Consider the following 23551-nt stretch of genomic DNA (forward strand, 5'->3'; position numbering starts at 1 on the left):
TTATGAGTAGCATCATTATATACATTTTGAATTTCCTTTCAGTGTTATAAATGGGGGGGAGTGTTATATATGGTTCCAATGTAACATACAAGTATCTAAATGGATTTTGTCTTAATACAACACTGTCTATTTAATTATCGCTAAACTTTTCTATTAGTTATACCAACCAACATATGTATAAAATCTTGATTTTTCAGTTTAAATTATTTAACATCTAACCCTTAATCTTATTACTATCAAAAAACAACTTGTAGTCTAGCTACAAGTTGTTTTTTGATAAGGTTATATGTTTTTAAATGAGGCAGTCCTATTGTTATATTTATAAGATTGAATAGATTTTTTGAACTACTAATCATTTGGCACCATACTGTAATTAAAAGAATGGTGAATTGTCATGAGTTGTCTTCGATGAAATAACCGAATGGAATATATGACATAAAACTTTAACACCCTCTTTTAATTCTTGTTCACTCATATAAGAAAAACTTAATCTCATATGATGAGTTTCTAATTCTACAGGATAACAAGCTGAACCAGGCAAAAATGTCACTTTTTTCTTTTGTGCTTCTAAAAGAATAGAATTTGTATCTACCCACTCAGGAAGACTAATCCAAAGATTTAATCCTCCTTCAGGAGTGTACCATGAAACTTCAGAAGGAGCATACTTTGATAATAAATCTAAAACTAGATCTCTTCGTAATTTCAAAGCAGTTCGTAACTTTTTTATATGCTCCATTGATTTCTCTGATTTAATAAACGGTAAAATCATCTTCTGAGTGAGTAAAGGACTACCCAAATCTGCGTTAGCTTTTGCTGCTAACAATCGATTAAATATGGAACCAGAAGCAACTAAAACCCCAATTCTGCAACCAGGTGCAAATGTTTTACTTAATCCTTTTAAATAAATAACATGCCCGGAATCATCTAAGCTTTTTATAGGAATCGGTGGTTTTTTACTATAGTAAATTTCATTCCATGGATCATCTTCTATAATTATGCTATTGCTACTTTGGGCTATATCAAGAATCTGTCTACGCCTTTTGGCAGTTGTGATAACACCTGTTGGATTATGAAAAGTAGGGACTGTATATATAACCTTTGGTTTATATTTATCGCATAAACTCTGAAGAATATCTATCCTCATGCCATCTTTATCAATTGGAACGGTAAGGACTATAGCACCTCTCCCACGAAAAACATCGATTGCTCCTGGATAAGTAGGAGCCTCCATAATAACCACATCATCAGGCCCGATAAATGTTCGAGCAATTAGACCGATTCCTTGCTGAGAGCCATTTGTAACTAATATATTATCTGGATCCGTAGTAATATCAGTTCTTTTTAAATATGCAGCCATTGCATGTCTTAGTTCAAGATCTCCTTGAACTTCTGCATACTGGGATAAGATCCTTGGATTATGAACAAATATTTTTTGAACTTCTTGTTCTAAAAAGCGGTTAGGAAATAACCTGGGATCAATCATTGAAGATGATAATTGAATCATTTCTGGAACTTGATGAAAACGAGAAAATTGAGATCTAGGTAAGTAATCCTGAATTGAGAGCTGCCAATTATAAGGTGAAACTTTTGGTTGTCGATTAACAACTTCTTTTCTTTCGGGATTAACAAAAGACCCTTTCCCTTGAATAGAAGTAACGAAGCCATCTTCCTCGAGTTTCTTATATGCTTTTGCTACTGTTACTAGACTCACCTTCAATTGTTTTGTAAGTGTGCGTATAGAAGGTAATTGTGTTCCTTCTTGTAGAAAACCAGAACGTATATGATCCACAATAGATAGATATATTTGGCTGGAAAGTGAAATTTCACTATTGCGTTGAATTTCAAAATGCATATTAAATCTCCTTTCAGTGTTATAGAAGGCGGTTGCGTGTTATATAGGGTTCCGATATAACATACAAGTAGTTCAAGGGATTTTTAAAATAAAATTTAAAATGCGAAAGGAGGTAATAGCTCTATTAATAAGTATTAGGTTAAACGTCTTTACTTAAAATGATACCCATATGTGATGATAATTTAATTATCTCGCACAAAAGCGATTTATATTTATAACCCATTAAGTAATGTGAATTAAACGAGACTTATAGTATAGAGGCAATATACGTGATTTTTAAGATTCATGCAAATATTTAATTTTGATCAAATAATTTTTTAGGTAGTCAGAGATTGCAATATTATCACGCTTAAAAGGGGAGATATTATGTTTAAACACGATACTATTGTACGTTTTAGTGAATGTGATTCTTTAGGACATGTAAACAACTCAAATTATTTTACGTATTTTGAAGAAGCAAGAAATGACCTCTTTAAAATTTTTAACCCGAGTCTAAAAATAGAATCTTGGAATTTAATTGTTGCTTCGACTCAATGTGACTTTATTCGTGAGGTGGTTTATGGTCAAAAATTAGTTGTTTCTACATGGATTAGCAAAATTGGTAATGCAAGTTTTCAAGTTGAACATGTTATACAAGATGAAAATCAAAATTGGATTGCAAGAGGAAAAGTTATTTTAGTTCATTTTAATTTTCAATCACAAAAATCAATTCCTTTATCTCAAGAAATAAGGAACGTACTTTCGGAACATACTGAGGCACCTAAAGGTGTTCCGATGTTGAGATAAAAACATCATAATCATTTGATCTTAATACACAATGGGACACTATGGAGGTATATGTAATGAAATATTATGTAGTAGACGCATTTGCAGAAAACATATTTGAAGGAAACCCTGCAGCAATTTGTATCATGGAAGATTGGATTTCAGATGAGATGATGCAAAAAATTGCGATAGAAAATAATCTGTCTGAAACAGCTTATACTGTAAAAGAAGGGGAGTGCTATCAACTAAGATGGTTTACTCCTGGAGGAGAAATTGATCTATGTGGCCATGCAACTTTAGCAGCAGCATACGTTATTGCAAATTATTATGAAAAAGGTATTGAGGAAATTATATTTCTAACAAAGAGCGGAAAACTTGTTGTATCCAAGAACGGTAATCTTTATGAGATGGATTTCCCAAGCAGAATGCCTGAAAAGATTACATTAACAGATGAGATGGTTAAAGCCATTGGAATAAACCCTATTGAAAGCTACTTAGGTAGAGATTTGATCTTCATATTAGAAAATGAAGAGGATGTTCAAAATCTAACTCCTGATTTTGCGAAAATGAAGGAGCTAACAGAAGGATTAGCCGTATCAGTTACTGCCAGAAGTGCTAAATATGATTTTGTTTCCAGAGTTTTTTTTCCAAAACTAAATGTAAATGAAGATCCAGTTTGCGGTTCAGCGCATTGTAGTTTCATCCCATTTTGGGCACAACGTCTTGGTAAAGATGAAATGGTAGCAAGGCAGCTGTCTGACCGAGGCGGAACATTATATTGTAAACATGAGGGAGACAGAGTAAAGATTGCGGGAACAGCAGTTGTATATGCCATTGGTGAGATTCAAATTTAATAAAAAGGAGGCTAGAACATGAAAATAGAACAAAGAATGGAAGAACTAGGTATTATATTAACTAATACTTCGCCTGCTAAAGCATTATACGTACCTGTCAAACAATTAGGGAATTCCCTTTTTGTTTCAGGACAAGCTCCATTTATAGATGGTACACCCGCTTATACAGGAAAAGTCGGTGGAGAAAGAACCTTAGAAGAAGCACAAGAAGCAGCAAGAATTTGTATTATTAATACACTGGCAGCAGTCAAAGAGTATATTGGTGATTTAGACCGTATTGTAAATGTAGTGAAACTACAAGCCTTTGTGAATTGTGAAATTGAATTCAATCAACAACATATTGTTATTAATGCTGCTTCAAAATTATTACATGATATCTTTGGAGTGGAAGGTCAACATGCCCGAACGGCAATTGGAGTGAATCAGCTACCCATGAATATCACAGTGGAAATTGATTCTATCTTCGAAATTCAGGGCCAATAAGCTAATTATAAATGAAATTTCCCCTTAAAAATAATAATTAATACTAAAATCACATGCTAGTGTTAGACATATTCAGCAAGTATTAAAATTTAACTTTCAATTATAATACTTGCATTACATGGAGAAGAATATATGAATAAAAAGAACGATTTCAATGATAATCAAACCAAATGTAAAGCTCTTAAACTTTCCAATAATGATCAGTGGCAATATGAATCATTTTATAGATACCAACCTGTATTTTCATGTAAAGCTTTATTGAAATTTTTCACTAGAAGAGCAAAGTAATAGTATTAACTCACATCATAAAGTCAGAATTTTCTTCATTCAAACTCCAGGAAAGGAATGCAACTTGTGAAATGCAGATTAAAGCAATTACTATAGAGGAAATTTATCAGGAGATATTAGATGGAAAAAGAAATAGATTCCCGCCAAACACTTGGAAATTAGATGAAAATAATGAAATGGCTAAAGAGTAACAAGATATTTAGTAACAAACATTTTAAATTGGAACGAAGAAGAAATCAAACAGAATTGGAATAACGCATTAATTGCAAAGTATCGTTTACGTGGCGTATTGAAACATAAATATGAAAATAGTCCGTATGCAATGATTAATGATTTATATCCAAACAGATATGTAAAACATTTATTTAGAGGATATATAAATAAATCTTAATATTTTTATAAATCTCACATTAACATGATACCCCAAAAGGGAAAGGAAGGTCCGTAAAATGTCATTAGAAAAAGTTATTTCCTATTTTAAACAATATGGTATGGAAGATAGAATTATAGAGGTAACAGAATCTAGTGCAACAGTTGAATTAGCAGCAAAAGCGTTACAATGTGAACCTCAAAGAATCGCAAAGACTTTATCTTTTCAAATAGAAGATCGTGTTTTAGTAATAGTAACTGCAGGTGATACTAAAATTGATAATCGTAAATACAAGGAACAGTTTGGTGTTAAAGTTAAGATGGTCGATGCAAACAAAGTGGAAGAGTTAATTGGACATGCAATAGGTGGTGTTTGCCCGTTTGCTGTAAATAAAGATGTAGAAGTGTATTTGGATGTATCACTACAAAGATTTATAACTGTTTGTCCTGCTTGTGGAAGTGGAAATAGTGCTATTGAATTAACAATAGAAGAACTAGAACGATACTCAAAATATTTAAAGTGGATTGATGCCTGTAAGGGATATACAAACTAAGAAGCAATCTTAGGAGAACAATCCATATATGTACGTCTGTACGCTATTTTTATAGAACTATAAATTACAGTGGGATTGAATAAGAATGAGAAATAGATTTTTTATAATAATGTTATCTATGCTATTTAGTATTGGATTGGCTGGCTGCGAGCAATGGAATCGTTATAGTCCGTTTGTAAGTGCGATAGATGTATATGGTGTAGTGAAAGAAGAAGCTAAAAGAGACACTAAGGCCCCTAAAGATGTAATTCATTATTCATATGATTTAATTGGATATGATGAGAGTTTAAATAAAATAGACTTAGGTTTTGGGTCAGATAACAAATTCCCTATTGGCACATATATTAAAGCTGCGAAAAGGGGAAGTGATACAAGAATGCATGATATTTCAGTTATTAAAAAAGAAGAGATTCCAGAAAATATATTAAAGAAATTAAATAAGAAGTAATAACCTAGATAAAAAACTACATTCTATATAGGGTGTAGTTTTTTAAGTATAAATTAAAATATCTCGAACAATCAGCAAAAGAGATTAGTTCAATTATTAATATTAATTCAGAAATGAAACAAGTTTTGAAACGTTTATACGTATAGTACATTTAATCCGCAAAATGAAATTTTTTTTGGTTTAGCATGTAAATCTAAAAAAGCTTTAGTTTAGACTTTCTTGTCCCAATCAAGTTCCAAAAACAAAAGTTTAGACTTTCTTGTCTAAATAGTTTAGAGTTTCATGTCTTTGTACAGTACAATAATAGAAGGGGAGATGAACTGACCATCATCCAAGAGTTCGTTAAATTCTGATATAACGAACTCTTGGATACTGAAATTCTATTCCTATTATAGCGGTAGCTTATTTGATTTTTAGGTTTATAATTCATAGCTAGTTTAAGTTAAGTGACTATTTTGAGTAATCTATAAAGAATTAATCGCTTTTATATAATTATATACAAATAAATTATACATTTTTTGGTATGGATCCCTTTGATTTACAAAAATAGGAAATGTACATTTTGATTTTATGATATTTTCCCTTTGTTGTATTCATTGCGAGTGACAAATATTTTAAAAGCGTAGAAAGATTTTATTTCTACGCTTCTTTTAATAAGTAGTAGATTTAGTGTTTTTTTAAATTTGTTATATAAGATTTTACAGCTTGCAATAAGAATTCTTCCTGCCTCATACCAGCTTCCGCTGCCATTTGAACTACTTTTTGCTTAAATTCATGATCTGCATGAAAAGTTAATGGCTCTACATTACTTTTAAAGTAAATACCTTCTACATGTGGAAGAATCGTGCCAGATTTCATATGAGAATGTAAGTACTTAATCTCTTCTTGAAACTGCAATGGATCTACTTGTAATACGAAAGGTTTAATTTCTAATTTGATAGTATCTGCTGAAATACTCAATCTCATATTTGTGATACCTAGCTCCTTATAAAATAAGTTTATTAGATTATAAGTAATGGAATTAAATAATTGAGGTTTTTTAAAGGAAAAAGATAAATACCCTCGTTTTGTAATTACCGCTTTTTTAATGAATGGTTCAAAGGTGTAATCATGTTGTTTATAAGTGGATAGAGGGAAAATATCCTCGTCTTCTGTAAGAATCTTACCGTCTGCTCCATTGATCTCTATTACCCTAGCTGTTTTTCCGTTATGTTGATGTGTTAATAATTGATATAAGTATATATCTTCATTTTGAATTTTCGTAATGAATGTTTTTCGCTCTTTTGTTTTGGTTTTTTCATAATCAAGCATAAAAATCTCTAGTTCTTCCTCATCGATAAGATATACTTGTTTTCCTCTTTTTTCTACCATTGTGGCGGGTAATTTTCCAGATTTGATGTATGTAAAGATAGTAGATGGTGCAACATTAAGAATTTCAGCTACTTCTTTTGTGCTAAGGCCTTTAACCTTATTTTCATTTTGTAAACGTTCAATATCCTCTAAATAGAAAATCTTACTACCGAATTGCTTCCAGTTATCTTTATATACACATTCTATTAATCCATCTTTTTCTTTTTTTAAAATTGTTTGTACCGTTACTCCTAATAAGTCAGCTGCCTCTTTGGTCGTTACAGTAGGTTTTGTAATGAACAATAAATCTTGTGTCATAAAAGGACACCTCCATAACTATTGTTTGTTAATATTTTAGGTATGTATATATCATATCAGAATCTGATTTATATTTAAAATAAGAAATAGATTTTATTAAATATAGTATTCATTGTTATCGTTTAGAAATATTTTTCATTCAAACTATATGTTAATGAATTATTATAGTTGTTTTTATTATAAAATCACTATAGATTTTAATTATTTAATTGTTAAAAGATATCTATTTAATAATAAATTATAAAAAAATATAATTATAAGTAAATAGTGAAGAATATAACGTTCTTACAGAAGGAAAATGAATTATCATTTGTATAATTAATAGAAGTAAAATAAAATAATAATTATAGGTAATAAAGAGAAGTATTATTATAATCTTCAATAGGAGAGGTAAATTTGAAATATGGATAATAAAAATGAAAAAGAAAATTTATCTATTATAAATAAACATAGTGAATATATAGATACATATGTAGAGAATTTAAGAGATGTAGTGCCATTTCTGTATAACGATAGTTATGTGGATAAATTGGAAGAGAAAATGGAGCTTGCAGAAAAAGAGGGAAAGAGTAAATATACGTATTTAAGTGACCTGGAAGTTATTTATCATTTCGTACATTTACAAAAAGATATGGATGAGAAGAAGAATAGAAAAGAGGATACGAAAAAGAGTTATGTTTCTGAAATCTTGTCATTTTGTCAGTGCATGGTGCAGCATGCAGAAGAATTTGAATTGAATGGGGAAGAGGTACAGAAAAATGACTCTTTATTGAAAACATTGCAACCTTGGCATATTCGTAAATACAATTCTTGGCTGAAACGAGTAGAGAACGGTAGGAATGGTGACACATATGCAGTCGCAACACTTGCAAAGAAAACAGTGCTCATTCGTTCTTTTCTAAAACATCTTCATGCATTTTCTTATATTGAAAAGCCTCTTCATGAAGAACTACAGCGCGCAAATGTAAATGAGCAGGATCGGCCAAATCGGGACCTATCCTATGATGAGGTTATGAAAATTTTAGGGTTTTTTAAAGAAAGAGGACATTTAGTAAACTATACAATTTTACTGGCTCTAGCAAGTACTGGTGCAAGAATTCAAGAATTGTGCACCGCGAGAGTGAAAGATTTACATTACGACGGAAAGTACTGGTTAAAAGTCACTGGAAAAGGGGATAAAGTGCGTGAACTTTTTATTTCGGAACATTTATATCAATGTATTTGTGAAATGAGGCTGAGAAGAGGATTCCAAACGGTATTGGATAAAGGGGATGAGAGTCCGGTATTTATAAATCAAAGAGGAAATACTTATAACTCTAAAACATTATCGAATCAAGTAACAGATATGATAAAAAAGACAAACTTAGAGTTTCTACTGTATCGTGAAAATCCAGTAACGGCGCATACATTCCGTCATGCTTTCGCAATTATGGCAGTAGAACAAGGTAATGCAGATTTATATCATTTAATGCAAACACTTGGCCATGAAAATATTCAAACGACTAAAATATATTTAGAAAAGCATATGAAGCGTAAAAACAACGTTGGATCTACTTTCGCTGATATGCTGGTTTAAACTTTATATAGTTTATAGGGGTATTTAATTATATATTTTTTACATAATTAAATGATTTATATGTTTGTTTATTAATTGTGAAGAAATATATAATTGGGGAAATAAATAAAATAACGAAATTCATTTTATACAGAAAAAACCAGGATGATTTTAAAAAGTTATCCTGGGTTTTTCTTGAATACACATAATTATTCATATTTCATAAAATTAATTTGAGTTAATTATAAGTTAGCAGAATTTATATCTATTCCAATCTGATAGTGTTAATAACATTATATAATTTGTAGAATTAGTTTATAGAGATTATGAAACTATTTTTCATTGGGTGTATCTAATTGATGATTGATTACTGTGCTGGACCTTTTATTCATAAGTATATAGATCCCACCTATGAATGATAAGATTACTGGATAGAAAATCGCCCAACCACTAAATGAGTATACAAAAATACATATAACTAAAGATAAGAATGCCATCCACCAACCTATATCTTGAACTTTTAATAACTTAAGAGCAGCTAGCATTGTAAAAATATACGAGGTAATAAAAATTACACTAGGGCCTTTTAGAAGCATCTCTAAATTTGGTCGTGCTATACCATAAAAAATTAAAATACAACTAAAAATTCCGCCTAAAACTAGTAAAACCCTAGTTGGAGTTTGGAATTTAGAATGTAATTTAGCAAAGAAGGAAGGGAAATGTCCTTCTCTAGCTTGGGCGTAAATCATTCTTGAAAAACCTGCAATGTTAGCATGTACAGCACTAAACGAAATGAAATGAAAATTGCTAAAATAGTGGTTATATATGTACCTATTGGTCCTAATCCTTTTGATATTAGAATGCTAAGGGAAGCTATCTGGTTCTTATCACCATATGAGTGAGTCCCTATTGTTACAAAAGATATTGCAATGTACATAATTGAGATGCAAATTGCCCCTAAAAATAGACTAATGGAAATATCTTTAGCAGGTCTTTTAAACTCTTCAGCTAATGGGGTTATCATCTCCCATCCTACAAATGAGAAAAAGATAATTACAGAAGAAGCTCCAACAGAAGACCATCCGTTTGGTACAAAAGGTGTAAAAGAACTTAATTTTACATAGGGGATAGAAACGACAACAGCCACAATTATTAGAAGTGAAATTATACAAATGACAAACACACTTATTTTTGATGATAACTCAATTCCTTTAATATGTAAGAGTAAAGAAGTAATCAAAATTACTGCCGCGATGCCTATAACTCCTACATTACTTATTGGAAAAACATAACCAATATAATGGGCACCTGTTAAAGCGATAATAGGTAATCCAATAGGAATAGATCCTAACATAATCCATCCTAGGATTGCACTCGTATTTGCATTAAATGCCATTTGAACATAAGCTGTAATTCCTCCTGCACTAGGAATTATTTTAGCAAGATGCGCCAGAGTTGCGACAATGGGAAAAGCTAATATAGACATGATAACCCAAGATAAAAGCGAAGCTGGTCCAGCGCTATTTGCAGTAATTGAGGGCAATATAAGAATTCCACAACCCAACACAGCCCCTATGGTTAATGCAGTCCCTTGTACCCAAGTAATTGAACGTTTCAATGATTGTTGTGTCAAGATACTCAGCCTCTCTTTCGTTAATTGATATCAATTATATAAAGTTTTAAAAAAAGATAACATGCTATAATTTATGTATTAATTATAATTTTCTTAAAAAATTTAAGAATTATTAATTGTATTCTTAATTAATCAAGGGGAGATACATTAATGGATCAAACAGATTTAAAGATTCTTTCACATCTTCAGGAAAATGCACGTTTAAGTATGGTTGAAATAGGAAAGCTGGTAGGTTTGAGTTCCCCCTCTGTTACAGAGCGAGTCAGAAGACTAGAGGAACAGGGTGTCATTATAAGTTATCGTACGATTGTTAATCCGAAAGAATTAAAAAAACATATTACCGCGTTTGTTTTAATGGAACCAAGAGATTGCAACAAATATAAAAAATTTGCAATGGAACATCCAGATGTAGTCGAATGCCATCGTATTGCCGGTTTATACAGTTATCTAACAAAGGTAGTGACAGAATCAGTACATACACTTGAAGACTATATTAATTTGTGCTTAGAGTATGGAAAGCCTACAACCTTAATAGTGCTTTCTTCTCCAGTAGAACATAAATCACTTTTTACAGAGAGTGAAAAATCTTGATTACATATGAGAGATTATTCTAAAAAGATAAATATTGTGAAATGATAAAATTTAAAATTATATATTTGGTATAGTGTTAGACTAGGGCTTCGGCACTAGCTTTTCTTTCGCTTGAATATATTACTAAGTCATATATAATATGCTTATATACTTGAAAGTGAGGGAGAGAATGGCATATAGCAAGGCGCAAAATGAAGCCACAAAAAACTATAAAAAACGTAATCCAGAACAAACGAAATATCTCAATTATAAAACTATGGCTAGAAGTTTCATCAAGAATTTAGCCACACAAGAAGATTTGGATATGCTAAAAGGATTAATGGCAGAAAAAGAGGAGAATGACCGTGCTAGAAAATAAATTAGGTATCAAAAATCAGTTGGAATTGAATCGAGTGGAAGAACGACTATCAAAAATGAAAGCCAAAGATTTATATGATTCAGGAGAAATAAACCACATAGAAGTTGGCACATTTAAGGGTCTTTCTGACATTCATAATTATCTATTTGAAGATATTTATTTCTTTGCTGGGAAGATTCGAAAGGTTAACATAGCGAAGGGGAACTTTCGATTTGCTCCTGTTATGTATCTAAGCCATTCACTAGAACATATAAATACTATGCCACAAACAACCTTTGATGAAATCGTTGAAAAGTATGTTGAAATGAACATTGCTCATCCTTTTAGAGAAGGAAACGGTAGAGCGACTAGAATATGGTTAGATTTAATCTTTAAGAATGAAATTCAACAGGTGGTTGACTGGAATAGGATTGATAAAGAAGATTATTTACTGGCAATGGAACGCAGCCCGATTAAAGATATTGAAATTAAGCATTTACTCAAAAATGCACTAGTAGATAAAATTAATAGTCGTGAAGTATTCATGAAAGGCATTGATATTAGTTATTATTATGAGGGATATACTGAATATGATATAGAGGATTTATAAATAAAAAAGGGCTGAAATTGCCCTTTTTTATTTGCGTTTTGAAGAGAATTTTTCATATAAAAACAGTATAAAATGGATTCCACCATGGATCCCTAGTGTTATTTGGAACTTATTCTTTATAGTATTACTTTATGTAAAGATCCACAAAATAAGTTCCTCTTTTCTGAAAATAAATATTAATAAGTAATTATTAATTAATATACATAAATTACTTTATAGTTCATTCATGTATTCCTTTCCATCTACATCAATCATTTATTGAAACAGATTTCTGTGGTAAATGAACAAAATATTGGGATGACATGGGTACTTTATCATGAATCAGACATGCAAAATTATGTAGCTTGTGGTGAAGATGAAGGAAATACTATAAAGGGAAAAGTCGTAGCGAAACCAGGGAAATATTATTTAAATGTATATAAATTCGATGATAAAAACGGTGAATATTCATTATTAGTAAAATAAATTCATTTCCGATATGTATACGGGAGTTGTATTTTAGGAGGAGTCTATCACGATAGGCTCCTCCTACTTTTTATTTGTATATTAGAACCATTAAGAATAGAAAAAATTCGTGTTTGAAAAAAGTTTAATTATTTCCTATCTGCATTACTATACTATCAGACTCTTTTCTTTAATAAGTCTAAAAGATTCAAGTGCTTACAAGGAATACTTAGCTAACTGTTCACCCCAAGATGATAATTCCGTTTCAATAAATCCTGCTTTTTTATATACAAATTTAGCTGTAAGGTTTTCAGGAGCATATCCAATCATTATTATAGAAATGTTTGCATTATTATTTCTTCTTATCTCATCAATTACCAGATATATAGCTTGTTTACCTATACCTTTCCCTTGAAATTTTTCATCAATCATAAGTCTATAAATCCAATAATTATTATCATCAGGATCTATCCCAAACGTAGTAAATCCTATCATTTTCTCATCAAAATAAATCCCTTTTGCATAGAAATTATCTAGAAATTGAACTTCTGCAATAGAATAAAGGTTGGATGCAATAAATGTTTGTTGTTCTTCTTTAACTGACAGCCTAATTGCTTCTTCCCAATTATTTTTGTCAATAGCCTTTAAATAAAGTTTCTTCAATCTGATACTCTCCTTCCAATATTGAAGAGGAAGCACGTATTTTAGGGGTTAGTGGTACGTTATCCTCTTGTTTTTTTTCAAAATTAAATATAAATATTTTCTCATCGACAACGCCTCCTTAAAGGTACAATTCAAAACACATTAGTATAATCAATATGATTATACTCTTTCCACTATAAATTATTTTCCTGTTGAAAAAATCCTATTTCTGCAAGGTATATGATACCAAATATCTGAGAATCTCTTTGCAAACAATTGTATTTTAGCTTGAATAAAGAAGCACGTTTTTTTGAAGAAGAATATGATTTATAACTTGATAGCAGTGCGGTACACTATTGTCATTAACCTATTATTCTATGATTTTTTTCTATTTACTTATATTTTCATTTTTACTGTACTCTACTTCATTAAAAGTTTGTTTATATCCCAGATTGCCTCGTGTGAAAATAAGAATAAGTAAAGCGACAAATCCCAATCCTATCACTACAAATATATCTGTATTCTTTAAAATAGGGTTGGTGGAATGAGTTTGTGCCAAACTAAACGTATTTACACTCGCATGAATTAGCATGACAATAAATAAGTTACCGTGATTGCAGTTATAGACCCAAGTAAGAATGATTGAGATCGGCAAACATAGTAAAATAAAAATTGGCAAGTGAATATATAGGAGAGAAAGGTCAGAACCTGGGCCACCCCTTTGTGCAGCTGTTAAGAAATGTGGAAGATGCCAAAAAGTCCACAAAACACTAAGTAGTAATGTAGCTTTTAACGGTCCAAATTTCGATTGTAATCGGGGCAGAGCGAAACCACGCCATCCGATTTCCTCCGGTAAAGGTCCACCGAGAAAGAAAATTGCTACAAAAGAGAAAAGATAGGTTATAAAAAATTCAAAATTAAGGTCACGGAAAGTGGGTACCTCTCCATTTAATATCACCATACCTAGAAACATTGCAGCGGGGATAACGATGAGAGTAAACAAGTACCACTTTAAACCGACCTTAGTAGTGAGAATGCTTTTTCTAACTTTTTTCCATGCCTCTTTGCCTTCAAGAGTTCGAAACATGATACACCCTGCTAACATAGGGCCTGCAAATGCATTGGCAAAAAAGAAAATATCAAATACTTTTGTTTTAGGGAAAATACCCCATTGTGAGAAGATAAATGGAATTAATACAACCCATGAAAATAAATATGCCATTACAAAAAATGAAGTTAACGGATAGGATTCCAAATACCCTCTCAGAATTGTTCATGAGTTTTTTGCTTTTGTTAAATACTTCAACACAATCACCTCTTCATTTATAAAAACCTGCATATGTGCTAATTCCACATGCTTTGATAAAGAACCTTTTTGATGTAATAATGTTCAGTTTTTTGTATGAAAGGAGAGGTACGTTACCAAAGAAATGTAGAAATCTTTTTAAAGAAAATCACCTAACATTGAGTTAACTAGCTTTTAACATTAATTGAATTTTTGATATATCCTCAATCGAATAATGTTTACTAAGATTTAGTTGGAGCCATCCTTACTAAAAATCTACAGAACCACTTCAGTTTTATTACTATGCTTTTCACACAAGGAACGTTTGAGTACCAAAAGACATCTATAAATGCACTATTTAATACAATGCGTACATCAATTTATATCCAATAGTTTTGAAAGCGTTCGCACATTTAAATAGTTAAAGAAAAGGCACTCCTAGGAGTGCCTTTTCTTTAACTTGAACCATGTTCCTATATATGTTCCCCATCCCATAAAAACACTTCCTATAAAACAGGATCCTAGACATCAATAGACTTCATTTGAAAAATAGTTTACATATTGTATGGGTGATAACAGTAACGCTACATCATGAATATAAGATGCGTTATGGCTTCTGGTCTAAGAACCTACTTTATAGAAAGTACCTTTCTCATATATTTTACCACATGTAATATTGAGTTTGTTAAGTATTTGGTTAATATGCACAATTACATAGTAAATACCTTTTAAATAGGAGAATAAGAAAAATGCAAAATAAGTGATTCTAAACATATTCCAGATAACCCCTAATTTTTTATTAATTATTTATTTGGCACTCAATAATAGAAGTAAGTACTGCTTGCATTCCATTTAATAAATCTAACACATTCACATCAAACATTTATTTTTATTCACTAGGGGATTTAGTTAATTAGAAAGAAGCATATGCAATAAATAATTCTGTTTTAGATAACATCCAACCACTTAAAAATCCAGTAATAAAAAAGGAGGGAGAAAGTATCTTTTATTGAAGTTTGTTTATAATAGCTTTTTAACTTGTTAGGGGGAATCATAAAGGAGATTAGTAATCTCTTTGATCATTTTTATTTTCCTTATAGTAATGGACTTATTGTATTAGAAAATTCAAATTTTGAAAGGAGTATCAATAAATATGAGTAAGAAAAAAGATACGTGCCTATCAACTTAAGGATAGCAATTAAATGGGTTTTTGTTTAAATAAACTAAACAAAGGGGTGTTCTTTATGTGTACTAGTTTGACATTACAGACAAAAAATGGTCAACATTTTTTTGCAAGAACGATGGATTTTACATTAGATTTCAATCAAGAAGTAATAATAGTTCCTCGAAGTTATCGATGGAACAATATAACAGGTGAAACCATCGAAACGAAACAAGCAGTTGTCGGGATGGGGATTAACTATCAAGGAAGGGTCATTCTGGCAGATGGAGTAAATGAAGCAGGTATGACTTGTGCAACACTCTATTTCCCAGGTTTCGCCACTTATAATGAAAGTATAGATGACAATAAAACGAATCTGGCTCCATTTGATTTTGTGGCTTGGAGTCTCACGCAGTTCAATTCTATTGAAGAGTTAAGAAAGTCTGTTGATAGTATTTCTTTTTTGGATGTACCATTACCTATTTTAGGACTTACTCCTCCACTACATTGGATTATAGCGGATAAATGGGGAGAATGTATTGTACTAGAGCCGACAACTGAGGGGCTAAAAGTGTATGACAATCCGTTAGGGGTAATGACCAATAGTCCAGAGTTTAACTGGCATCTTCAAAATTTAAGACAATATATTGGTCTTAGATCGCAGCCCTATGAGTCTACACAATGGGGGGATTTATCATTAAGTGCTTTTGGACAAGGTTCAGGTTCAATAGGGCTTCCGGGTGATTTTACCCCACCATCAAGATTTGTTCGGGCAGCATATGGCAAACAAAATATCCAAGGTATAGATAACGAAGAGGAGGGGGTATCGGCAGTTTTTCATATCTTATCAACTTGCGAGCTTCCTAAAGGTGGAGTGATAACGGAAGAAGGAGTATTAGATAATACCATCTATACCAGCGCAATGTGCATGGAATCAGGCACTTATTATTACCATACCTATGAGTGTCGGCAGATTACAGCTGTCAATTTGTTTCATGAAAATTTAGATGCAGATGAGATTACAACTTATCCATTTCAACGAAAACAACAGATTTTTTATGAAAACTAATCGGAATCCTGCAAACCGTTTACAGATGTTAGACTATATCATTTTTGTTGTCTAGTTTACTAAAGTATTACTAAAAAGGAAGGCTGATACCACATGATAGGAATAGAGGGTGAAAAAAGAGGATTTTAAGGCATTATTTAAAGTGAAATAGATAATTTAAAGGAGGAATTTAAATGGATGCAAGGAAAGAACGCAGAAAATACGAGAAGATGTCAAAGAACTATAACCGTATTTATTTCGTTTCTCCTATTAATTTTATTTGTTTGTAGTAGTGTAGTTATCATAGGAGCTACAGGAGGAAAATATGTAGTGTTTTTATTGTTAGTAATTTTACTTAACGTTCGTATTACTAAAGAACCTCAAAAAAGCATGAGCAATATTCAAATAAAGGGCGTATTTAAAATGATACATATCCTGAAAGGAATAAACTAGATGTACATTCAAAATATCCCTATATCATCATCTGTTAACTAGTAAAAGTAACTTTATATAAATAGTTTTTTAGCAATTTAGGAATAGAAACCGTACCTTATTAAAATGTTATTTCCGTTCCTATAATGAATTATCCTTCTAGCATATATATAAGATTTATATCATATATTAGGAGAAAGAATGAAAGTTAGAAGGGAGTCTTATAGAGTGAGTAATTTGGAGGGAAATGACGTTAGTGAATAAAATATGGTAAGTGTGCCTAATCCCTACGTATATCAGACATTACAATCAGTAATGGGTAAACATGTGGTTATTGAAACTGTAAGAGGTAATGTAAGAGGAAAGTTAAAGGATGTGAAACCAGATCATTTGCTCATTGAATATACGGTACCGTATATTGTACGAATTCAACAAATTGTATGGATTATGCCAAAACAATGATCAAATTATATGTAATTTGATTTATAAAAAATTGGTTTAATAGACGTCCAAAGAAAAACACAGGGGTTTATCTCTGTGTTTCTTCAAATTTTCTTTTTTGGATATATGCTTGAGCATGGATAATTTCTTTCTGAAGTTCTTTTAATTCTTCCGTAGATCCTGATTCAATCTTCATGTACGTAGTAACTAGACTAATCATCATATCCATCTTTTCTACTATATTTTGAATGACCTGTTCAGATTGCTCTTTTTTAGGGTGCTGTATTGCTATTAAAGCATTTTCTATATAATTGTTCTTTCTTTGCTGGATATCATAAATAAACTGTTTTGTGTTTGAGTTCATTTGCTATTCCTCCATTTTGGATATACTTCTATTCTATCATATTCGAATGGAAAATATTAGATCATCCTAAATGTACACCTGTCCCGCACATCTCCTCAAGTATACAAACTAATCCTTTAATGTAAAGGAAGCTAAGAAAAAATTTTATAAAGAAAAAGCCGATTTCCCTATATATTAAGGGTATCGGCTTTTATTCATATTCTTTTACTTAATTAATTTCTGACATAAAACCTATAATAATAACATTACTTTTACTAGCTAGAAAAGGGTTGATACTGTACATTTTAAAATATCAATTAAGCACTAATATTTTGGTTATGCACTGTTTCACCTTTATGGGAAACATAACTGTGTGCTATCATTCCTAGCATTATTACAAAAATGCCATACCAAGATAAAATAGAGGGGGATGAAGAATGTAATAAGATTAGTTCTCCAATAACAGCAAAAAGGACCTCCATAGATTGTGTTGCTTCAACAGTTGCAAGTTTCTGCATATCTCCTTTAACCATATCAGTAGCTTTAAAAAATAAGATAGTTGCAATTACACCAGAGCAAATAGCAACTAAAATAGATTGCATAGTTTGCTCCTTACTAGGTATTCCTGCTGTAAAAAGACCGTACAAGGATAATAAAAACCAAAATGGTAAGCTAGCTAATGTCATTCCAAGGACACGTTGATAAGCATCTAGACGATCTCCACAAACCTCCATCATCTTACGATTCCCGAGTGGGTAAGCAAAAGAAGCTACAATAACAGGGATAATACCTAACATAATATCTTTTATAGCAAGCGATTTTGCTTGTTCCATTTGCATAAGGAAAATACCAAGAAGAATAATTAATGACATACTCATACCCTTCATTGGAATTTTTCCTCTTTTCTTAATAATTCCATCTGGTGTTTGATAAGTTTGGATAAAAAGAGGAGCTAACAAAGATCCTGATATAATAGTAACTTGCCATGTCCCCGCAATAATCCATCCTGGTGCATGTGCAGCGGCAAAACATAATGGAGCATAAAATAGACCAAAACCTACAAAACTCCATAAAAACCATGCACTTAAATCCTCTCTCATAACTTGTAATAATATTTTTAATTTTTTTCGACTCATAACAAGAAGTAAAAGGAATGGCAGCATGAAAATAAACCTTAATGAAGCACTCCATATCCAGCTACCACCTGATAATTCCATTGCTCGATTTAATATAAATGTGAAAGCAAAAAAGAAAGCAGCACATATACCTAAAAAAAGAGGACGCAAATTTCTCACTTTAATCTACCTCATAAGTCATTAATTTCTCAAGGCTTAACCAGTTTTGTTCTACAAGATGCGCTGTTGTTTCTTTATCTTTATTTTTACACGCCTCTATAATTTGCTGATGTTGTTCTACTGACTTTAGACCATTTATCGAAGTGAACTGAGAAATTTCGAGACGTTGAATCTTAGATATACTTCGTTCTAACGCACGAATGATTTCAGGATTTCCTGCCACATCTAAAAAAACATTATGGAATAACTCGTCAGCTTCAATTGATTTTATAATATCTTTTTTCTCAATAGATAATAGTAAAGCCTTATTACTGAACTCTAATTCTTGAATATCCGATTCTTTTAATAATGGTACTGCTAAACGAGCAGCTAACGAATGTAAAACTGCTACCACAGTAAATGCGTGTTTCGCCTCCTCAATATTTAATGGTGCAACACGAGTAACTGAACCAGGAATAGATTCAACAAGTCCTTCATCCTCAAGACGTTTCAACGCCTCTCTAACTGGAGTACGGCTAATTCCAAATTCTTCTGCTAATTCTTTGTCATTTAAGCGTTGCTCCGGTTGCAGCTCTAATGTAACGATTGCTTTTTTCAAAGTTAGATATACTTCATCTCTAAATGACATACGTTTAATGGGTTTAATAATATCTTTTTTCATAAAACCAATATATCGGATATTGGTTTTATGGTCAACTCTAAATTTTCAATAAAATATACTCGATTATCAAATTCTAAAAACGACCATTTAAGGAACCTTCCTAACGTATGAAAAAACCAAGTTCTTTAAAGAAATAAATCCTTAGCGTACGAAACTCGCGTTTTATTGGTGGGACTCTCTAATTAATTCGCTTAATGGATTCGGTCTCGTCTATTTTGGATACTACTTTATGTGAAATGGAGATATTATTTTTATTTAGGATAGATTTCTTTCGAAATATGTATCTAGAGCCGTATATTAATTTAAATGTGATACGATAATTGTATATATGCATTTAGAAGGTAAAAGGGGATGAGTGTTGATGAAAAACCATACAATGGTAAACGGAAAACTCCTTCAGACTAATAAAAAGTGGTCACATCTCCGGCAAAAACAAAAAGATCATATTTCTAATTGGTTACGTAGGGAATACATACAGTTTGTAAGAACGCATCATCGAAAACCTAGAAAAAACGAGCATGATGAGATTCTTCATGAAGTGATGAGTCAAATACAGGAACAAGAAATATGGATTCCAAATGGTGAAGTGAAAAAATATTATGTAAGCAAAATAGGAAAATGGTTTAGAAAAATAGAAGGTGAATGGGAAATACAAATAGATAACAATGAGCGGCAGCAAGTATTAAAAGAAAAGTAGATACAAATAGGGTGCGTATTTCATGTATAACTTACAAGAAGATATGTATGAACAATTGAAAGAGAAAAAAGGGGAAGTAACTGTATTTTTAGGAAATGGTGTTCCAGTACGTGGGCAGATCCTTGCAACAGATAAAATTACCGTTCTAATAATGGTTCATGGTAAGCAACAACTAGTCTACAAGCAAGTAATTTCCACAATTCTTAAGTAATTCTTTTTCCTTTTTTCGAGAGAAGAGGAAAAAACACAAAAAAATAGAAGATTGAGATCAATCTTCTTTAAAAAAGGAACAGATGACAGATTACTACTCCAACTCTTAATTAATTATAAATAAGCACATATAAATATTCAATCCATTCCGAGTTTTCTCAACATATTTGTCTTTTTTAAAAATTATAATATAAGTAATTCTTTTTATTATTATATATTTGTTCTTTCCTGTTGCAGAATCCTTAAGCTATTAAGGATTCCTTTTCTTGTTTCTAAAATTCAAAAACTACATTGATAAAACACACAGCAAAGCTATGCATACATTTTCTTTAGACAATTAGCTAAATATCATCTAAGCTGTAATTTTATGGAAATATAATAGCTGATTTCAAACGAAATTGGAAATAAACGTAAGTCTATGGCCTATTTTTATACGTATCTCGGCTATACCCCATCGCTATCAGGTTAAGAAATACATTCTTCCCCAAAACGAAAAAATAAGTTGCCCTCTATCAGAAATACACAAAATTTTCATCCTGGGGGTTTTATAAAATTATTAAGTTAATGGTCATGGGGTACCATCAGAAAAATGCGGGTTTACAACGCTATGCCCATTTTAAGACGCTTCCCTCGTATTTAAAAACGTTAAGAGAGTTTTAGTGGCTTTAAAGAATCTAATGATACTATATTATCCATATTAAAAAGGTATTCTCCTAATAAATTGATATGTTTCCCTCTAAAGGTGACTATAGATAGCTATCGGAAGGGAACAAATAATGATTTCTTATCATTAGAATTATAGGAAATGAAATAAGACCGCTCCTAATTATAGGAACGGTTATAAATTTATCATGTGCTGGAGGTCAATCCGAATGGCATGGACTACCGTCTCTAAACAGTATGAGCATGAAATTTGACGAGTATACGTAAGAATAGTGGAAGCCATAACGAATTATTAGTTCGTGGTACTGAAAGTGTAATTGATCAAATGAAATATAAAATCGCATAAGAGTTTGATGTACAACTTGGTGCAGACGCAACCGCTCGTCCAAACGGACTGTTGGTGATGAAATTACAAAACGTCTAATAGCAATGGCTGAGGAACAACTTGTCGGTCGATTCACTCGCTAATTATATAGTGTATGGATTAGAAGGAGAGATTATAATCTCTCCTTTTTTTATGGGAAAAATCTATGCTCAAATTGTTTTTAAGGAATTTTAAGTAAAAGTACAAACTACTCTTCTAGATAGAAAGAGCTGAGCTAATAGTTAGGGATTCATCATTTTGATGAGGACATACTTAATAATAAAAAGCAGTTAGCAAAAGCTAACTGCCATAAGAACATTACATAAATAGTAGTTTTTAAAAATTATTCAATTTTATTTTCAAATCTGTACAGTCTTTTCTTTCATCATACTCAATGTAAGCTATGTGACCATCGGGGCGAATTAAAATGACATCAATATTTTTTAATTGATAATCCTGTATTTCTCCTACAACCACCTTTGTGTGCGAATCAATGTTTATTTTATCTATTTCTTCTTTATAAGAAGGATGTATTAATAAAATATATTTACCATCTTGCATCAATTCAAAGAGTTTATAAGTTTTCTTATTTTGAGAAGAAATAGTAAGATTTGTACATCTTTTCCCTATTAATGGATGCTTTTCTTTCGTATGCATAGAGGAATATATAACCCCTAAGCCACTTACTCTTTCAGCTAAATCTTTATTCATCTCTGGGTATGTGAGTAAATGCGAGAATAACTCTCTTAATTCTATACCTGCATTTGAAAAGTTTATCATTAATTGTTCTTGTGCTTGTACATCCTTTAAAAATTGTTTTCCCACAGCATGTCGTTCAAAATGATAACTTTCTAATAGGCTTTCATATTTTTTTTGTTTTATAGCGAGTCCCAATTTCCATCCTAAATTAAAAGCATCTTGTAAACCTATATTCAAACCTTGTCCTCCTGCAGGGAAATGAATATGCGCTGCATCACCTGCCAAGAATACACGCTTATGTTGATAAGTATTTGCTAGTTTGGTTGCATTTCCAAAACGAGAAAGCCATATTGAGCTATTAATTTGAACATGTTCACCTGTAATACTATAAATACTATAAATACTATCGATAAGCTCTTTTTCTGTGACAGCAACATGAACAGGTATTGTCTGATTCTTAGGATCTACAATTGCAAAACGAAATACATTAGGTGCAATAGGTACCATTATTATTAACCCATTTATATTAGATGTAGAAAAAAATGGGTTATCTGGTACATCTTCTAAAATGACATCGCCTAATATAGCTGTAGTTGTTGTATCTGTTCCATTAAAAGGTATATGTGATAACTCACGAACTACGCTTCTTGCGCCATCAGCGCCTACTACATATTGAACTTCTATCTTATATATTGTTTCTGCTTGTTCTATTTCTAGTTGTACGAATGTTTCATACTGTTTTAAATTTTTTAAAGTATGACCACGTTTAATGTCTACACCTAATTCTAACGCACGCTCTTCTAATATTTCTTCTGTAATAGATTGGGGAATAAAAAGCGTATATGGAAAATCAGTATCTAAATTTTTAAAGTTTAATCTTGTATCTAGGGCAGCAAAATGGCTGGTATCTGATTTCTTCCCTCTAGATAAAAATCGATTTTCAATACCTCTCATAGCCATTAATTCTAAGGAGCGGGGGTGAAGTGTGAGTGCTCTAGAATTTCTTATCCGATTTAATCTTCTCTCTACAACGACAACTTTTACACCTTGAATAGCTAATTCACATGCTGTCATAAGTCCAACCGGACCACCGCCAACTACCGCTACATCATAATAATTTTCCATGTCATGCCCTCCATTTTTTTATTTAATTAAGAG

At 31.5% G+C, this 23551-nt stretch carries 21 protein-coding genes and 6 pseudogenes; 18 read left to right on the forward strand and 9 right to left on the reverse strand.

Annotated features, from left to right (window positions below; all coding sequences use genetic code 11):
• Positions 1 to 373: 373 nt before the first annotated feature.
• A complete protein-coding gene (pdxR, locus tag NST27_RS26980; RefSeq protein WP_000545351.1) occupies positions 374 to 1852 on the reverse strand; it encodes a MocR-like pyridoxine biosynthesis transcription factor PdxR in 1479 nt (492 codons plus the stop codon).
• A 366-nt stretch (positions 1853 to 2218) separates the two neighbouring features.
• Between pdxR and NST27_RS26985 the strand changes: the two genes are divergently transcribed.
• The 6 genes and pseudogenes from NST27_RS26985 (at position 2219) to NST27_RS27010 (ending at position 5613) form a co-directional block, all read left to right on the forward strand.
• Complete coding sequence (locus tag NST27_RS26985) at positions 2219 to 2638, forward strand: acyl-CoA thioesterase (protein WP_000472449.1); 420 nt, start codon at positions 2219 to 2221, stop codon at positions 2636 to 2638.
• 56 nt (positions 2639 to 2694) lie between these two features.
• Positions 2695 to 3471 carry a PhzF family phenazine biosynthesis protein gene (locus tag NST27_RS26990; RefSeq protein WP_000878690.1) on the forward strand — a complete coding sequence of 259 codons (777 nt, stop codon included), beginning with the start codon at positions 2695 to 2697 and terminating at the stop codon, positions 3469 to 3471.
• Positions 3472 to 3489: 18 nt separating this feature from the next.
• Entirely contained in the window at positions 3490 to 3954 is a 465-nt protein-coding gene (locus NST27_RS26995; RefSeq protein ID WP_000687853.1) for a RidA family protein, read from the forward strand.
• A gap of 359 nt (positions 3955 to 4313) precedes the next feature.
• A pseudogene (locus NST27_RS27000) lies at positions 4314 to 4612 on the forward strand (DUF4046 domain-containing protein); the annotation flags it as partial.
• Between the two features lie 79 nt (positions 4613 to 4691).
• Positions 4692 to 5165, forward strand: a complete 474-nt coding sequence (locus NST27_RS27005) for a YbaK/EbsC family protein (protein WP_000051121.1) — start codon at positions 4692 to 4694, stop codon at positions 5163 to 5165.
• Positions 5166 to 5250: 85 nt separating this feature from the next.
• The gene (locus NST27_RS27010; RefSeq protein WP_001988071.1) at positions 5251 to 5613 is read left to right on the forward strand and encodes a DUF1093 domain-containing protein; all 363 of its coding nucleotides are present in this window, start codon (positions 5251 to 5253) and stop codon (positions 5611 to 5613) included.
• A gap of 666 nt (positions 5614 to 6279) precedes the next feature.
• Here NST27_RS27010 and NST27_RS27015 read toward each other — a convergent pair.
• A complete protein-coding gene (locus NST27_RS27015) occupies positions 6280 to 7281 on the reverse strand; it encodes a helix-turn-helix domain-containing protein (protein WP_000189827.1) in 1002 nt (333 codons plus the stop codon).
• Between the two features lie 403 nt (positions 7282 to 7684).
• Between NST27_RS27015 and NST27_RS27020 the strand changes: the two genes are divergently transcribed.
• Complete coding sequence (locus NST27_RS27020; RefSeq protein ID WP_000369036.1) at positions 7685 to 8857, forward strand: tyrosine-type recombinase/integrase; 1173 nt, start codon at positions 7685 to 7687, stop codon at positions 8855 to 8857.
• 311 nt (positions 8858 to 9168) lie between these two features.
• Here NST27_RS27020 and NST27_RS27025 read toward each other — a convergent pair.
• Positions 9169 to 10469 (reverse strand): annotated as a pseudogene (locus NST27_RS27025) (APC family permease).
• A gap of 150 nt (positions 10470 to 10619) precedes the next feature.
• On the opposite strand from NST27_RS27025, the gene NST27_RS27030 reads away from it, so the two are divergent.
• The 4 genes and pseudogenes from NST27_RS27030 to NST27_RS27045 all read left to right on the forward strand — a co-directional run.
• On the forward strand, positions 10620 to 11060 hold the full coding sequence (locus NST27_RS27030) for an Lrp/AsnC family transcriptional regulator (protein ID WP_000372880.1): 441 nt from the start codon (positions 10620 to 10622) through the stop codon (positions 11058 to 11060).
• A gap of 169 nt (positions 11061 to 11229) precedes the next feature.
• Positions 11230 to 11418 carry a hypothetical protein gene (locus NST27_RS27035; protein WP_000331758.1) on the forward strand — a complete coding sequence of 63 codons (189 nt, stop codon included), beginning with the start codon at positions 11230 to 11232 and terminating at the stop codon, positions 11416 to 11418.
• Complete coding sequence (fic, locus tag NST27_RS27040) at positions 11399 to 12007, forward strand: protein adenylyltransferase Fic (RefSeq protein ID WP_033667260.1); 609 nt, start codon at positions 11399 to 11401, stop codon at positions 12005 to 12007. The genes NST27_RS27035 and fic overlap by 20 nt, the downstream gene beginning before the upstream one ends.
• 267 nt (positions 12008 to 12274) lie before the next feature.
• Positions 12275 to 12472: pseudogene (locus tag NST27_RS27045) on the forward strand (pre-peptidase C-terminal domain-containing protein); the annotation flags it as partial.
• Positions 12473 to 12667: 195 nt separating this feature from the next.
• Here the strand turns inward: NST27_RS27045 and NST27_RS27050 are convergent.
• Together NST27_RS27050 and NST27_RS27055 are read right to left on the reverse strand one after the other, a co-directional pair.
• Complete coding sequence (locus NST27_RS27050) at positions 12668 to 13114, reverse strand: GNAT family N-acetyltransferase (protein WP_000737862.1); 447 nt, start codon at positions 13112 to 13114, stop codon at positions 12668 to 12670.
• A 367-nt stretch (positions 13115 to 13481) separates the two neighbouring features.
• Positions 13482 to 14363: a CPBP family intramembrane glutamic endopeptidase gene (locus NST27_RS27055; protein ID WP_233276720.1), complete on the reverse strand. Its 882-nt coding sequence runs from the start codon at positions 14361 to 14363 to the stop codon at positions 13482 to 13484.
• A gap of 330 nt (positions 14364 to 14693) precedes the next feature.
• Here NST27_RS27055 and NST27_RS27060 point away from each other — a divergent pair.
• The 4 genes and pseudogenes from NST27_RS27060 to NST27_RS27075 all read left to right on the forward strand — a co-directional run.
• Positions 14694 to 14771, forward strand: a pseudogene (locus NST27_RS27060) (DUF4879 domain-containing protein); the annotation flags it as partial.
• An 851-nt stretch (positions 14772 to 15622) separates the two neighbouring features.
• Entirely contained in the window at positions 15623 to 16609 is a 987-nt protein-coding gene (gene bsh, locus NST27_RS27065) for a choloylglycine hydrolase (RefSeq protein ID WP_047387375.1), read from the forward strand.
• A 173-nt stretch (positions 16610 to 16782) separates the two neighbouring features.
• Positions 16783 to 17010 (forward strand): annotated as a pseudogene (locus NST27_RS27070) (hypothetical protein).
• 277 nt (positions 17011 to 17287) lie between these two features.
• Complete coding sequence (locus NST27_RS27075; RefSeq protein WP_000255396.1) at positions 17288 to 17482, forward strand: YuzF family protein; 195 nt, start codon at positions 17288 to 17290, stop codon at positions 17480 to 17482.
• Positions 17483 to 17549: 67 nt separating this feature from the next.
• On the opposite strand, the gene NST27_RS27080 is transcribed toward NST27_RS27075, so the two are convergent.
• The 3 genes from NST27_RS27080 to NST27_RS27090 form a co-directional block, all read right to left on the reverse strand.
• Positions 17550 to 17825, reverse strand: a complete 276-nt coding sequence (locus NST27_RS27080; RefSeq protein WP_001087710.1) for a hypothetical protein — start codon at positions 17823 to 17825, stop codon at positions 17550 to 17552.
• Positions 17826 to 18121: 296 nt separating this feature from the next.
• The gene (locus NST27_RS27085; protein WP_061661858.1) at positions 18122 to 19090 is read right to left on the reverse strand and encodes a DMT family transporter; all 969 of its coding nucleotides are present in this window, start codon (positions 19088 to 19090) and stop codon (positions 18122 to 18124) included.
• Between the two features lie 10 nt (positions 19091 to 19100).
• A complete protein-coding gene (locus NST27_RS27090) occupies positions 19101 to 19760 on the reverse strand; it encodes a GntR family transcriptional regulator (RefSeq protein WP_000710778.1) in 660 nt (219 codons plus the stop codon).
• A 361-nt stretch (positions 19761 to 20121) separates the two neighbouring features.
• On the opposite strand from NST27_RS27090, the gene NST27_RS27095 reads away from it, so the two are divergent.
• The 3 genes and pseudogenes from NST27_RS27095 (at position 20122) to NST27_RS27105 (ending at position 21798) form a co-directional block, all read left to right on the forward strand.
• On the forward strand, positions 20122 to 20457 hold the full coding sequence (locus NST27_RS27095; RefSeq protein WP_000788719.1) for a hypothetical protein: 336 nt from the start codon (positions 20122 to 20124) through the stop codon (positions 20455 to 20457).
• 22 nt (positions 20458 to 20479) lie between these two features.
• A complete protein-coding gene (hfq, locus tag NST27_RS27100) occupies positions 20480 to 20668 on the forward strand; it encodes an RNA chaperone Hfq (protein ID WP_000282530.1) in 189 nt (62 codons plus the stop codon).
• Positions 20669 to 21589: 921 nt separating this feature from the next.
• Positions 21590 to 21798 (forward strand): annotated as a pseudogene (locus tag NST27_RS27105) (small, acid-soluble spore protein, alpha/beta type).
• Positions 21799 to 22030: 232 nt separating this feature from the next.
• Here the strand turns inward: NST27_RS27105 and NST27_RS27110 are convergent.
• On the reverse strand, positions 22031 to 23518 hold the full coding sequence (locus tag NST27_RS27110) for an FAD-dependent oxidoreductase (protein WP_061661920.1): 1488 nt from the start codon (positions 23516 to 23518) through the stop codon (positions 22031 to 22033).
• Positions 23519 to 23551: the final 33 nt, after the last annotated feature.

This window comes from Bacillus sp. FSL W8-0770 (genome assembly GCF_038008705.1).
Lineage (GTDB): Bacteria > Bacillota > Bacilli > Bacillales > Bacillaceae_G > Bacillus_A > Bacillus_A cereus.

Excerpts from the sequence above, each read along its gene's own strand:
- NST27_RS27075 (WP_000255396.1), top strand. The coding sequence starts at position 17,288 with ATGGTAAGTGTGCCTAATCCCTACGTATATCAGACATTACAATCAGTA.
- pdxR (WP_000545351.1), bottom strand. The coding sequence starts at position 1,852 with ATGCATTTTGAAATTCAACGCAATAGTGAAATTTCACTTTCCAGCCAA.
- NST27_RS27035 (WP_000331758.1), top strand. The coding sequence starts at position 11,230 with ATGGCATATAGCAAGGCGCAAAATGAAGCCACAAAAAACTATAAAAAA.
- NST27_RS26990 (WP_000878690.1), top strand. The coding sequence starts at position 2,695 with ATGAAATATTATGTAGTAGACGCATTTGCAGAAAACATATTTGAAGGA.
- NST27_RS26995 (WP_000687853.1), top strand. The coding sequence starts at position 3,490 with ATGAAAATAGAACAAAGAATGGAAGAACTAGGTATTATATTAACTAAT.
- NST27_RS27030 (WP_000372880.1), top strand. The coding sequence starts at position 10,620 with ATGGATCAAACAGATTTAAAGATTCTTTCACATCTTCAGGAAAATGCA.
- NST27_RS26985 (WP_000472449.1), top strand. The coding sequence starts at position 2,219 with ATGTTTAAACACGATACTATTGTACGTTTTAGTGAATGTGATTCTTTA.
- NST27_RS27110 (WP_061661920.1), bottom strand. The coding sequence starts at position 23,518 with ATGGAAAATTATTATGATGTAGCGGTAGTTGGCGGTGGTCCGGTTGGA.
- bsh (WP_047387375.1), top strand. The coding sequence starts at position 15,623 with ATGTGTACTAGTTTGACATTACAGACAAAAAATGGTCAACATTTTTTT.
- NST27_RS27020 (WP_000369036.1), top strand. The coding sequence starts at position 7,685 with ATGGATAATAAAAATGAAAAAGAAAATTTATCTATTATAAATAAACAT.
- NST27_RS27090 (WP_000710778.1), bottom strand. The coding sequence starts at position 19,760 with ATGAAAAAAGATATTATTAAACCCATTAAACGTATGTCATTTAGAGAT.
- NST27_RS27095 (WP_000788719.1), top strand. The coding sequence starts at position 20,122 with ATGAAAAACCATACAATGGTAAACGGAAAACTCCTTCAGACTAATAAA.
- NST27_RS27015 (WP_000189827.1), bottom strand. The coding sequence starts at position 7,281 with ATGACACAAGATTTATTGTTCATTACAAAACCTACTGTAACGACCAAA.
- fic (WP_033667260.1), top strand. The coding sequence starts at position 11,399 with ATGACCGTGCTAGAAAATAAATTAGGTATCAAAAATCAGTTGGAATTG.
- NST27_RS27005 (WP_000051121.1), top strand. The coding sequence starts at position 4,692 with ATGTCATTAGAAAAAGTTATTTCCTATTTTAAACAATATGGTATGGAA.
- NST27_RS27010 (WP_001988071.1), top strand. The coding sequence starts at position 5,251 with ATGAGAAATAGATTTTTTATAATAATGTTATCTATGCTATTTAGTATT.
- NST27_RS27080 (WP_001087710.1), bottom strand. The coding sequence starts at position 17,825 with ATGAACTCAAACACAAAACAGTTTATTTATGATATCCAGCAAAGAAAG.
- hfq (WP_000282530.1), top strand. The coding sequence starts at position 20,480 with ATGTATAACTTACAAGAAGATATGTATGAACAATTGAAAGAGAAAAAA.